Annotated in this window: 11 protein-coding genes; 9 read left to right on the top strand and 2 right to left on the bottom strand. The window is 72.0% G+C overall.

Translation table 11 applies throughout. The annotated features are described in order from the left end of the window. Positions 1-1,215, top strand: a 1,215-nt coding sequence (locus VGW35_11840; GenBank protein HEV8308349.1) for an MFS transporter, incomplete at its 5' end; no start/stop codon positions are given. Positions 1,216-1,248: 33 nt separating this feature from the next. On the opposite strand, the gene VGW35_11845 is transcribed toward VGW35_11840, so the two are convergent. After that, positions 1,249-2,082, bottom strand: coding sequence for a Wzt carbohydrate-binding domain-containing protein (locus VGW35_11845; GenBank protein ID HEV8308350.1), 834 nt, complete (start codon positions 2,080-2,082; stop codon positions 1,249-1,251). A 210-nt stretch (positions 2,083-2,292) separates the two neighbouring features. On the opposite strand from VGW35_11845, the gene VGW35_11850 reads away from it, so the two are divergent. The 8 genes from VGW35_11850 to VGW35_11885 all read left to right on the top strand — a co-directional run bounded on the left by VGW35_11850 (position 2,293) and on the right by VGW35_11885 (position 10,997). Beyond that, positions 2,293-4,302, top strand: coding sequence for an alkaline phosphatase family protein (locus VGW35_11850; GenBank protein ID HEV8308351.1), 2,010 nt, complete (start codon positions 2,293-2,295; stop codon positions 4,300-4,302). A 37-nt stretch (positions 4,303-4,339) separates the two neighbouring features. Next, the gene (locus tag VGW35_11855) at positions 4,340-5,908 is read left to right on the top strand and encodes an ABC transporter substrate-binding protein (GenBank protein ID HEV8308352.1); all 1,569 of its coding nucleotides are present in this window, start codon (positions 4,340-4,342) and stop codon (positions 5,906-5,908) included. Between the two features lie 22 nt (positions 5,909-5,930). Beyond that, positions 5,931-6,893 (top strand): ABC transporter permease, encoded by a 963-nt coding sequence (locus VGW35_11860; GenBank protein ID HEV8308353.1) that lies wholly within the window; start codon positions 5,931-5,933, stop codon positions 6,891-6,893. Positions 6,894-6,907: 14 nt separating this feature from the next. Further along, positions 6,908-7,741, top strand: coding sequence for an ABC transporter permease (locus tag VGW35_11865; protein ID HEV8308354.1), 834 nt, complete (start codon positions 6,908-6,910; stop codon positions 7,739-7,741). Between the two features lie 87 nt (positions 7,742-7,828). After that, positions 7,829-8,758, top strand: a complete 930-nt coding sequence (locus VGW35_11870; protein ID HEV8308355.1) for an aminotransferase class IV — start codon at positions 7,829-7,831, stop codon at positions 8,756-8,758. Positions 8,759-8,853: 95 nt separating this feature from the next. Further along, complete coding sequence (locus tag VGW35_11875; protein ID HEV8308356.1) at positions 8,854-9,429, top strand: alpha/beta fold hydrolase; 576 nt, start codon at positions 8,854-8,856, stop codon at positions 9,427-9,429. Positions 9,430-9,456: 27 nt separating this feature from the next. Beyond that, positions 9,457-9,813: a hypothetical protein gene (locus tag VGW35_11880; protein ID HEV8308357.1), complete on the top strand. Its 357-nt coding sequence runs from the start codon at positions 9,457-9,459 to the stop codon at positions 9,811-9,813. After that, the gene (locus VGW35_11885) at positions 9,810-10,997 is read left to right on the top strand and encodes an MltA domain-containing protein (GenBank protein ID HEV8308358.1); all 1,188 of its coding nucleotides are present in this window, start codon (positions 9,810-9,812) and stop codon (positions 10,995-10,997) included. Before VGW35_11880 ends, VGW35_11885 begins: the two co-directional genes overlap by 4 nt. Positions 10,998-11,024: 27 nt before the next feature. On the opposite strand, the gene VGW35_11890 is transcribed toward VGW35_11885, so the two are convergent. Beyond that, a partial coding sequence (locus tag VGW35_11890) for a M1 family metallopeptidase (GenBank protein ID HEV8308359.1) occupies positions 11,025-12,486 on the bottom strand: 1,462 nt, incomplete at its 5' end.

A 12,486-nucleotide genomic window follows, 5' to 3' on the forward strand; every position in this document is an offset into this window, starting at 1 on the left:
GCCCTCAATCACCGGGACTTCCGGCTCTTCTGGTCGGGCCAGCTCGTCTCGCTGGTCGGGCGCTGGATGCAGTCGGTGGGGCAGTCGTGGCTGGTCCTGGAGCTGACGGGCTCGCCCCTGAAGCTCGGCATCGTCAACTCGCTGCAGTTCGCCCCGATCCTGGTTCTCTCCTTCCTGGCCGGGGCCATCGCCGACCGATTCTCGAAGCGCCGGCTCCTGGTCCTGTCCCAGGCCACGCTGATGGTGCCCGCCTTCGGCCTGGCCGCGCTCACCTGGACCGGTCGCGTCGAGTACTGGCACGTGGTGGTCCTGGCCACCGTGATGGGCATCGCCAACGCCCTGGACATGCCGGCCCGGCAGTCGATGATCGTGGAGCTGGTCGGCAAGGATGATCTCATCAACGCGATCGCGCTGAACTCGGGGGTCTTCAACGCCGCGCGGATCGTCGGCCCGGCGGTCGGCGGCGTCCTGATCGCGCGCTACGGGGTGGCGATCGCGTTCCTGCTGAACGGTCTGACCTATCTGCCGGTGATCGCCGCCTTGCTCATGATGCGGCTCGATCCCCTGCCGCGGGTGCTGCGGGGCACCACCATCCGGGCGGAGATCGCGGACGGACTCCGGTACGCGATGGGATCGCCGCTGGTGTCGCTGATCCTGAGCCTGGTGCTGGTGGTGAGCGTCTTCACCATCAACCACAACGTGGTGGTGCCGCTCGTCGCCCGCGAGGTGCTCCGCCTGGACGTCCAGGGGTTCGGCTTCCTGATGGCCGCAGTCGGGGCCGGCGCGGTGGTGGCGGCGGCCATCCTGGCCCAGTTCGGCCGCGCGCGGACGCCGGTGGCCGCCCTGGTGGCTGGCGCCGTCGTCGTGTCGGCCGGCCTCCTGGCCCTGGCGGCCGTCCGGGAGTTCCGATCAGCCGCCGCGGTTCTCTTCGTCATGGGCCTCGCGCAGATCCTCTTCCTGTCGAGCTGCAACACGACGCTCCAGGTCACGGTGCCCGACGAGCTCCGCGGTCGAGTGATGAGCCTCTACACGCTCGCCTTTGCCGGGGTGTCGCCGTTCGGGGCGTTCCTCATCGCCGGGATCGCGGAGGCGTTCGGCGCGCCGGCGGCCTGCGCCGCCGGCGGCGGGCTCGGGCTCGCCTGCGTGCTCGCCTTCGCCGCTCGCGGGGCGCGGCAGGCCGCCCTGACGCCGGCCCCGAGCCCGCGCGCGTCGTAACGCTCTCCGGGGGAAGAGGGAGCGGATAGAACTCTAACCCGCTGAGCCGGTGGCGACCCGGAACGCGGCCGCCAGGTTCTCCCAGGCGATCAACCGCTGCCAGTCGGCGCTGAAGATGCCGACCTTCACGGTGTAGATGCCCGGGGTCAGGTTCGGCGGAGCCTGCCAGGTCCACCGGTACTTCTGGGTCTGCCCGGGCGCGAAGCTCTGGCCGCTGTAAACCTGCTGGGCGACCTTCTGGTTGTTCGCGTCGAGGATCTCCACGTCCACGCGCTGGTTCTGGGCGGCCTGGCTGGCGCCGACGTTCGCCTCGATCGTCACCTGGTCACCGGGCTTGACGTGTCTCGGCGTCGCCGTCGCGCTCAACGTATAGTTGCCGGGCTGGGAGGCCGTGCCCGAGCCGACCCGGAACATGGCCGCCAGGTTGTCCCAGGCGATCAACTGCTGCCAGTCGGCGGTGAAGACGCCGATCTTGACCGTGTAGTCCCCGGGAGGGAGATTGGCGGGCGCCTGCCACTGCCAGCGATAGCTGAGCGTCTGGCCCGGGGCGAAGCTCTGGCCGCTGTAAACCTGCTGCGCGATCTTCTGGTTGCCCGCGTCCAGGACCTCCAGGTCCACCTGCCGGTTCTGCTCGGCCTGGCTGGCGATCACCGTCGCCTCGATCGTCACCACGCCGCCCGGCTTGATGTGCCGGGGTCGGGCCTCCGCGTCGAGGGTGTACCCGCCGCTCTGGACCGGTGGGCTGGGGCGGACACGGCCCTCCGGAGGCGCCTGGGCCGAGGTGGAGACCGAGCCGAAGGTCAGCGCGAGCACTCCCGCGAACGCGACTACGTATCCGCGTCTGAGCCATCTGCGGTCGTGCGACATTTCTGGACCTCCTCTGCCGGCGATGCTCGTGCGGTTTCTCCCTCACGATTCGACGGCGGAACACCGGAAGCTCATCGCAGCTGACTCAAGCAAACCCGCGGCCAAGTCCCGGCGGCGGCGCGCGTCTTCTGGCACCGCCCTTGCCCCGCCAGAACGGCTTCGGCTATTGTGAAGACCGCCCCAGGCGGGGCTCGACGAGGAGGTCATCGCATGAATCGGCCGCGGCGCCTGATCTGGATCGGCTTCGATGGAGCACCTCCGGGCTTCTTCCGGAAGCTCATCGCCGAGGGGAAGCTCCCTGCCTTCGCCAGGCTGAGGATCGAAGGCGTCTTCAGCGAGTCGCTTCCCATCCCGCCCTGCGACACTCCGACGAACTGGTCGGTGCTCCAGACGGGCGCCCACACGGGCACGACCGAGGTGGTGAGCTTCTTCACCCACCGCCCGGGCGAGCCGTTGAACGTCGCCCACACCACTCTCCACTCGGGCGCCGTGAAGGCGGAGTTCATCTGGGAGGCGGCCGAGCGCCAGGGCAAGCGCTCGATCCTCCTGAACTGGCCCTGCTCCTGGCCGTCCCGTTTGAAGCAGGGCATCCAGGTCAACGGCACAGGGCCGTTCACCGCTTCGTGGCGCGTGAGCTTCGGGCGCGTCTACCGGCAGGGCGAGCTCGGCGGCCGCACCCTCGACCCGGCCATCCTCAAGATGCTGGGCGGGATGGTGGACGACGTTCAGCTCGGGCCGGCCGAGCCCTGGAAGAACGCCCCGGTCTCGCGGCGGCCGCCGCTCGAGACCGTCATCGGTCTCCTCGGAACGGACACCTTCCGCTGGTCGGAGACCGGCATGCAGGTCGACGCGAGCGGCGCCCGGACGACGGCCGATCCGGACTTCCGGACGTACCACGTCCTGGTGGTCGACACGGCCGGGCGCGGCTACGACCGCGCGATCGTCGCGCGCTCGCGCGACGCCGGCGACGCCGTCGCCGACCTGGGCGTGGGCCAGTGGAGCCCGTGGGTCAGCGAGTGGTTCAGCCGCGACCGGGTGCTCCAGCAGCTCAGCCCGATCGAGGCGCCGCGCGTCGAGGGGATGTTCCGCCTGAAGCTCCTCCACCTCTCGCCCGACGGGCGGACCTTCGCGCTCTACCGCACCGACATCTGGCAAGCCGACGGCTGGGCCCACCCCCCCGCGATCGCGCGGGAGCTCCGGGACGCCGTCGGGCCCTTCACCGAGGGGCTCGAGCTTCCTCCGCCGCCGTCGCGCGTGTTCGACGAGTGGGGCACCTTCCACGAGCAGCTCGACCAGGCGCGCGAGTGGTACGTGGGGGCCGCCCGACACCTCGCCCGCCGGTACCCCTGGGACATCCTGGCCGTCCAGCTCCACATCCAGGACGGGATCAACCACATCATCGCGCGTGACATCTGCCCCGAGGACCCGGGCTACACGCCGGAGAAGGCCGCCCACGCCTGGGAGCAGATCCACGCCGCCTACGGGGCCTCCGACCGCCTGGTGGGCGAGCTGCTCGCCGCCTGCGCGGACTCCGACACGGTGGTCTGCGTCGTGTCGGACCACGGGGCGCTGCCGACCTTCCGCCAGTGTCTGGTGAGCGGCGCCCTGGCCCGGGCCGGGCTGATGACGTACGTGCAGGATCCGGCCAGCGGGCGCTTCCGCGTGGACTGGTCCCGGACCAAGGTGTTCCCGCGGCGCGGCCACCTCTGGGTGAACCTCCGGGGACGGGACCCGAGCGGGGTCGTCGAGCCGGCCGAGTACGAGGCGGTGCGCGAGCAGGCGATACGGGCGCTCCTCGACATCTACGACGCCGAGCGGCAGACCCGGCCGATCGTCGTGGCGGTGCGGAAGGAGGATGCGGTGATCTTCGGGCAGTGGGGCGACACGGTCGGGGACGTCATCACGTTCATGGCCCCGCTCTACGCCGACTCCGACGCGGACTACGCGTCGCTGCCGACGGACCCCCTGACGACGCCGGATGTGGGACCGACCGACCTCGGCTGCGCCCACCATCCCTACCTCCCCTCCGCCTCGTACGGCATCTGGAGCAACCCCGCCGTGTTCTTCCTGGCCGGGCCGGGCGTCCGGAAGGGCTACGAGCGGCCGCACCCCATCACCCAGGCCGACGTCACTCCGACCCTGTGCCACCTGCTCGGCATCGCCCCACCCGCTCAGTGCGAAGGCAAGATCGTCGGCGACGCCCTGGAAACGAGCGCCTGACGGGCCGCCGCGCCCCGCGGCAGCCGGGAGGAAAAGCATGCGGCACCCTGAGCGTCCGGAGGAGATCTCGCGACGGCGCCTCCTGGTGGGGTCTCTGCTGGGGGCGGCGGCGCTGTCGGCCGGCCTCGTGCTCCGGCCCCGCGCCGGCCTGGCCGCGGAGCCGAAGCGCGGCGGCACCTTGCGCCTCGGACAGGTCGGCGGGGTCCTGAACTTCGATGGTCACCGGCTGTCGTGGGGCAACTATCCGATGCTCAACCAGTCGTACAACACCCTCCTCCGCTACGACGGTGAGCTCCGCCCGCAGCCGGAGCTGGCCGAGGGCTGGACGTTCGGCAAGGACGGGCGGACCCTCGACTTCCAGCTCCGGCGGGGCGTCCTCTTCCACAACGGGCGCGAGTTCGTCGCCGACGACGTCGTCTGGAACATCACGCGGGCTCAGGACCCCAAGGTCGCGGCGCACGTCCGCCCGATGGCTCTCGCCATCAAGAAAGCGGAGGCGCCGGACCGGGACCGGGTCGTCCTCTCCTTCGACCGCCCCACCCCGGCCATCCTCGACCTCTTCGATGCCATGTCGATCATCGGGCGGGAGGGCGAGGCCGATCTCAAGCAGAAGCCGCTGGGGACGGGACCTTTCCAGCTCGTCACGTGGGTCCCCGGCGACAGGGCTGTCTTCAAGCGCTTCCCCCAGTACTTCCGGAAGGGCCTCCCCTACCTCGACGAGGTCGTCCTCCAGCAGGTCCCGGACGCCGCCGCGCTGGTGATCAACCTCGAGGCCGGCGCCATCGACATGGCCTTCGAGGTGCCCCCACGGGACGCGGTGCGGCTGCGCGATCATCCCCGCATCCGGATCCTCCAGACCTTCCCGGGGGCGACCGTGTTCGACATCATGCTGAACGTCACGCGGCCGCCCTTCGACAAGAAGGCCGTCCGCCAGGCGATCAATCACGCGGTCGACCGGAAACGGTTCGTGGACACGATCCTCCTCGGCATCGGCGAGCCCTGGTGCCAGCCCTTCCCGCGCCAGTCGCTCGGCTATGCGCCGGACCTGGGCACCGCCCACTGCGAGTTCAACCTGACTCGGGCCAAGCAGCTCCTGGCGGAAGCCGGCCATCCGAACGGCTTCGAGGCGACGCTCCACATCTCGACGGCGACCTTCCCGCTCACCCGCCAGCTGGCCCAGATCCTCCAGTCGGACCTCGCCAAGATCGGGGTCCGGCTCGCGATCCGCGACGTGGAGCCAGCCGAGTACCGCGAGGTGACCTGGGGCGAGCGCCAGAAGTTCGCCATCGTGCTCCACCAGTTCGGGCGGGCCAATCGGGATCCCGACAGCTTGTTCAAGGGCGCGGGCGCCTGGTACGCGGAGAAGGGCATGACGCTCTACACCTCGCCCGAGTACCGCCAGCTCATCGACGAGGCCGGCGGCACGACCGACGCCGGCAAGCGGCGGCAGCTCTACGGCCGGCTCGCCCGCCTGATCGCGGACGAGGCGTTCACGCTGCCGCTGGCGCCGAACATCACGCTCTATGGCCACCAGGCCTACGTCCAGGGTCCGCGACTCGACGTGGAGGGGCGGGTCTCCCTCGAGGGGGCGTGGCTCGATCGGTAGCGCGACGGCCTGAGACGCCGCCGTGCTCGGCTACCTCCTCCGCCGCCTGACCCAGGCGGTCCCGACCCTCTTCCTGACCACGGTCGGAATCTTCCTGCTGCTCCACCTCGTTCCCGGGGACCCGGCAGCCGTCCTCGCCGGATCGGACGCGCCGCCCGACGTCGTCGCGGCGTTGCGGAGCGAGATGGGGCTCGACCGCCCGCTTCCCGTCCAGTACGCGCTCTGGCTCGGCCGCATCCTGCGCGGAGACCTCGGCGTCTCCTACGTCAACAAGTTCCCGGTCAGCCAGCTCATCGCGATGCGGCTGCCGGCGACCGCCGAGCTGGCCGCCGCCGGTCTCGTGGTGGGTCTCGTCCTCGGAATTCCGAGCGGCGTGCTGGCCGCGCTCCGCCGGGGCCGCCTCGCCGACTACATCGTCACCGCGGCCAACGCGCTGCTGATGTCGGTCCCGAACTTCTGGGCCGGCATCGCCCTCATCCTGGTCTTCGCCCTCGGACTGGCCCTGCTCCCCCCGTCGGGGCGCATCCCGCTGACGGTCGATCCCGCGCGGGCGCTCACCTTCCTCCTGCTGCCCGCCATCACTCTCGGCCTCCACATCGCGGCGATCTTCTCGCGCTTCACGCGGACGGCGCTCCTGGAGGTTCTCGGCGAGCCGTACATCCGGACGGCGCACGCCAAAGGCCTCGGGCAGGCTGCGGTGGTGCTCCGCCACGGCTTTCGCAACGCCCTCATTCCGGTGGTGACGGTCTTCGGCCTCCAGGCCGGCTACCTCCTGGGCGGGGCGGTGGTGGTCGAGTCGGTGTTCGCCTGGCCCGGCCTCGGCCGGCTGATCGTCGAGAGCATCGGGAACCGCGACTACACGACCGTGCAGGGCGCCCTCCTCGTCTTCGTGGCGACGTTCTTCCTCGTGAACCTCGCGACCGACCTTGCCTACGCCTGGATCGATCCCCGGATCCGGCTGGGCGCGGCCGGCCGCCGGCGTTGAGAGGGCCGTGAACCATGGCCCGCGGTCGACGGCGCGTCCTCCGCCTGGCGGCCGGGCACCTCGGGCTGCCGCTCGCGCTCGGCGTCCTGCTCCTCGGCCTCCTGGCGCCCCTGGTCGCCCCCTACGGGCCGCTCGAGATGCATCCGGGCCAGGAGCTCCGGCCGCCCTCGCGGCAGCACTTCCTGGGGAGCGACGAGTTCGGGCGGGACATCCTGAGCCGGGTGCTCTTCGGCGCGCGCCTGTCGCTGGCGGTCGGGCTGCTGAGCGTCGCCATCGGGACGCTGGTGGGCGGCGCCCTCGGGCTCTCGGCGGGGTTCTGGGGCGGCGCCCTCGAGACCCTCGCCACGCGCCTGGCCGACTCCCTCCTCTCCTTCCCCGCGATCATCCTCGGCATCGCCGTGGCCGCCGTCCTGGGGCCCGGCGCGGTGAACGCCGCCATCGCGGTGGGGATCGTCAACGTTCCGACCTTCACGCGCCTGACCTGGTCGAGCGTTCTCGTGGAGAAGGAGAAGGAGTACGTCCAGGCGGCCGAGTGCCTCGGGGCGCGGGACCCGCGGCTGGTCGGGCGCCACATCCTGCCCAACGTGCTGGCGCCGCTCCTCGTCCAGGCGACGATCGCCAGCGCCCAGGCGATCCTGCTCGAGGCCTCGCTCAGCTTCCTGGGCCTCGGCGCCCAGCCGCCTCAGCCCTCGTGGGGCGCCATGCTGAACGATGCGCGGCAGTTCCTCCGCGAGGCGCCCTGGTACGGCGTCTTCCCCGGCCTGGCCCTCTCGACGCTGCTGCTCGGGCTCAACCTCACGGCCGACGCCATCCGGGACGCCCTCGACCCGCGTCTGGCCCGGGCATAGCGCGCCCGCGCCCTTGTAGGCGAGACATGATATGCTCGCGGGGCGTGTGAACACGCCTGAACGACGGATTCACCCGGGAGGCACTCCATGACGGCACCGGCGACCGAGCGCGTCGCGTACTTCAACGGCCGCATCGTCCCCGAGCGCGAGGTCCGGGTCCCCTTCCGGGACCGCGGCTTCAAGTTCGGAGACGCCGCCTTCGACACCACCCGGACCTTCGGGCACCGGGTTTTCAAGCTCCACGAGCACCTCGACCGCTTCTACCGGTCACTCCGCTACCTCCGGATCGATCCCGGGCTCTCGCTCACCCGCCTGGCCGAGATCACCGAGGAGGTGCTCCGGCGGAACCTGCCCCTCCTCGAGCCCGACGAGGACTACTGGGTCACCCAGCGCGTCTCGCGGGGCCTCGAGGCGGCCGACCAGGGGACCTGGGGGCAGACCGGTCCGACGGTCATCGTCGAATGCCAGCCGCTGCCGCTGCGGGAGCGGGCCGCGCTCTACCGGGACGGCATCAAGGTCCTGGTGCCGTCGGTGCGCCGGGTCCCGCCCGAGTCGCTCAGCCCGCGGGCCAAGACCCACAACTACCTGAACGTGATCGTGGGAGACCTCGAGGTCAAGGCGCGCGATCCCGAGGCGTGGGCGATCCTCCTCGACATCCGCGGCAACCTGGCCGAAGGCATCGGCAGCAACCTCTTCCTGGTCCAGGGCGAGACCGTCTACACGCCACACAGCCAGTTCGTGCTCGGCGGCATCAGCCGGGAGACGGTGATCGAGCTCGCGCGCGACGCCGGCATCCCGGTCGCCGAGAAGGACCTCGACCTCTTCGATGCAGCCCAGGCCGACGAGGCGTTCCTCACCTCGACGAGCCTCTGCATCTGCCCGGTGCGGAGCGTGAACGGCCTGGAGATCGGCGGCGGGCGCCTGCCGGGGCCGATCACCCGCCGTCTCACCGAGGCCTACCGGAACCTCGTCGACTTCGACTTCGTCGCCCAGTATCTCAAGCGGCTCCAGACCTGACCGCCGGCGTCCGACCGTTCGCCGAGGAGTCGCCCGCCGGCCCGGCGGTCCGGGGGTACCTTCACACCCCGCCGGGCGAGCCGCGGGACGCGCTGGTGCTGGCCCACGGCGCGGGCTCTGACGCCGAGGCCCCGCTCCTGGTGACCCTGGCCGGGGCGTTCGCGGCGCGCGGACTGACGGTGCTTCGCTGCGATCTGCCGTTCCGCCAGGCGTCGCGGACCGGGCCGCCATCGCGCGCCACCGCGGCCGCCGACCGCGAGGGCCTGCGGCAGGCGGTGCGGGCGATCCGGCGGCTCGTCCCGGGCCGCGCGTTTCTCGGCGGCCACTCCTACGGCGGGCGCCAGGCCAGCCTCCTCGCCGCGGACGACCCGACCCTGGTGGCGGCGCTCATGCTGCTCGGCTATCCTCTGCGCGCGGCGCGCCGGCCGGCCCCGCTCCGGACCGAGCACTTCCCGCGCCTCCGCACCCCCGCGCTCTTCGTCCACGGCTCGCGGGACCCCTTCGGCTCGATCCTGGAGCTCAGGGCGGCCATCGCCCTCATCCCGGCTCGGACGGCACTCCTCCCCGTCGAGGGCGCCAGCCACGCGCTGATCCCGAGCCGCCGGGCGCCCCCGCCGGGCATCGACGTGCCGGACGCGACCGTGGCCGCCTTCCTCACGTTCGTCGGCTGATCCCCACACAGCAAGGAGGACACCGCCATGCCGTTCCAGGCCCCGTACCTCTTCAGCGCCGCCATGGACGTCGCGCCCGATCGCGAGGCGCTCTTCAACCAGGTCTACGACGAGGAGCACGTGCCGACGCTGCTCGGTGTACCCGGAGTCATCGGGGTGGCGCGATTCAAGACGCGCGAGTTCAGCATCGTCATCGGCGGAGAGCGCCGGACGGTCACCGTCGACGCCGAGCCGCGCTACCAGACGCTCTACGAGCTCGAGAGCCCCGACGTGCTGGTGAGCCCCGCCTGGACCCAGGCCGTGGACCGCGGGCGCTGGCCGGGCGAGGTCCGGCCCTACACGAAGAACCGCCGCCACGTCCTCTACCAGCGCATCGGCCGGTGACGATACGGCATCGGGTCGCGCCCCTGGCGGTCGCCCTGCTCGCCCTGGCGGGATGCGCGCCCCGGCTGGTCACCCCCGTCACCGATCCGGCGCACGCCCTGGCGCGCGCGCGCCCGCGCGCCTGGGCGGCGTGGCGGGACGACGGCGACCTCCCGTCGCTCCGCGCGGCGCTCGTCCAGAGCCTGACTTGGCTCGAGACCCAGCCGCCCGATCGCCCACTCGTGTTCGGTCCACGCACGGTGACCGCGGGCCATCAGCGAGCCGCCCTCGCCGGCCTGCTCGCGGAACTGGCCGGCGCGCCGGGGCCGGAGACCCTGACCGCCCGGATCCTCGAGCGGTTCGAGGTGCTCCGCAGCGTGGGCGGCCCGGACGGCCAGGTCCTCGTCACCGGGTACTACGAGCCGGTCGTCGAGGCCGCCGATCGGCCGGGCGACGGGCATGCCGTGCCGATCTTCGGCGTGCCCGACGATCTTATCGAGGTGGCGCTCGAGACATTCGACCCACGCTGGCGGGGCGAGCGCCTGGCGGGGCGGCGGGAGGGCCGGCGGCTCGTACCCTACTGGACCCGGGCCGAGATCGACGCCGGGCGGCTCGATGGGCGCGGGCTCGAGCTGGCCTGGGCCCGCGATCCGGTCGACGTCTTCTTTCTGGAGATCCAGGGCAGCGGGACGCTCCGGCTGCCGGATGGCCGCGAGGTCCGGATCGGGCACGCGGCGTCGAACGGTCGTCCCTATCGCGCGATCGGCCGCCTGCTCATCGACGAGCGGGAGATGGTACCCGAAGCCGTCTCGATGCAGTCCCTGCGGGCCTGGTTGGCCGCCCATCCCGCGGAGCGGGCGCGGGTGCTGCACTACAACGAGTCCTACGTCTTCTTCCGCCGCCTCGATGGCCCCCCGCTCGGCAACCTCGGCGTCCCGGTGACGCCGGGCCGGTCGATCGCGACGGACGCGCGGCTGTTTCCGTCCGGCGCGCTGGCGTTCATCCGGACGGAACAGCCCGTCCGCGCCCCCGACGGGCGGATCGACTGGCGCCCGCTCGCGCGCTTCGTCCTCAACCAGGACACGGGCGGCGCCATCCGGGGGCCGGGCCGCGTGGATCTCTTCTGGGGACGCGGCGAGCAAGCCGAGCTGGCCGCCGGCCTCATGAAGCAGCCGGGGCAGCTCTACTTCCTCGTGCCGCGCTGAGGCGGCACCGCGGGCGGGCGAACGGCCTCAGCCGGGCCGCTGCGTCAGGTAGGCCGCGAGCGCGGCCGCCTCGCGCTCCTGGAAGCGCACGGCGACGCGGAGCTGCTCGAGATACTGCTCGAGCGTCTTGCCGCCGAGCACGATCCCCCGCTCCGGAAAGAACGCCTGGACCTCCCGCTCCCACGCCGGGCTCACCAGCCCCGTCACGCCCTCGTACATCCGGCGATACGCGCTGGGCGGATAGAGGCGCGCCATCGTCTCCCAGTGAGCCTTCACGAACTCCCAGGCCAGTCCGCGCGCGTACACCCCCGTCAGCAGCGTCCGCACGACATACGGCGCATCCTGGGTGCGGATCTCGCCGTTGATGGTCCGCTCGAGGGTCTGCTGGATCAGCTCGCGCTGCCGGAATCCCGCCAGCGCGTAGAGGTACCGCTGCTCCTCCTGGGGCGTCCGGGCGTGCTTGAAGCGATCGAGAAACGCCGCGTACTCCGGCACTCCTCCGGTGAAGGCGACGATGGCGATGACGGCCGGCAGCACGTTCGGATCCAGGGCGGTCGCGTCGTCCAGGTAGCGGGCGTAGAGCTCGCGCGCTCGGCGCTGGGTCTCCGGGTCGTCGCCGAGGATGCCGAGCGCCCGCAGGAGATCGCCCCGGAGCTGGCGCTGGAGCTCGCTCTCCCCGGGCCGCGGCTCCCATCCGAGCCGGGCGGCAGCCGGCCCCACGCGGTGGCGCACCAGCGCCCCGAGCCCCGGCCGCGTGGCGTCGTCGAGGACCCGGTTCGTGTAGGCGAAGGAGGCGATCAACACCGCCCACACGTTGCGGTCGGTCTCCTCGCGAAAGGCCCCCGTGCGGGTCAGGTATTCGGTGGCGGGTAGGAGGCCGGCCAGCGCCAGGGCCTGGAGGTCGCTGACCAGGTTGAACCGCTCGATCGGCAGGAGCTCGCCGAGCGCCGCCGCCAGCCGGTCGAGGAGGGCGGGCGCGTAGCGCACCCGGTAGAAGCCGTGGCCGCCGGCATTGGCGACGACCCAGTCGGCGGGGCTCGGGAGGCCGAGGTCGGCCTCCGGGGCCTCGAGGAGCAGGCGCCGCTCGATCACCTGGCCATCGAGGGCCGCCCGGATGGTCACCGGCACGCGCCAGAGCCCGGACTCGGCGGCGTCCGGCTCGAGATACGTGAAGCGGCGCTGCCCGAGGCGGAGCCGCGGGCCATCCGCCTCGACGCTCACCAGCGGGTAGCCGGGCCGGAACACCCAGGCGTCCATGACGTCGGGAATCGGCAGCCGGCCCGCATCCCCCAGCGCCCGCCAGAGATCGGTCGTCTCGGCGTTGGCGTAGGCGTGGCGGTTGAGGTAGAGGCGCACGCCGTCGCGGAAGGTCTCGGGCCCCAGGTGCTGCTCCAGCATGCGGAGGACCGAGGCCCCCTTCTCGTAGGTCAGGAGGTCGAACATCGCCTCGCAGTCGCGCGGCGCCAGCACCTCGTACTCGATCGGACGG

Source organism: Candidatus Methylomirabilota bacterium (genome assembly GCA_036005065.1).
Lineage (GTDB): Bacteria > Methylomirabilota > Methylomirabilia > Rokubacteriales > DASRDR01 > DASYQW01.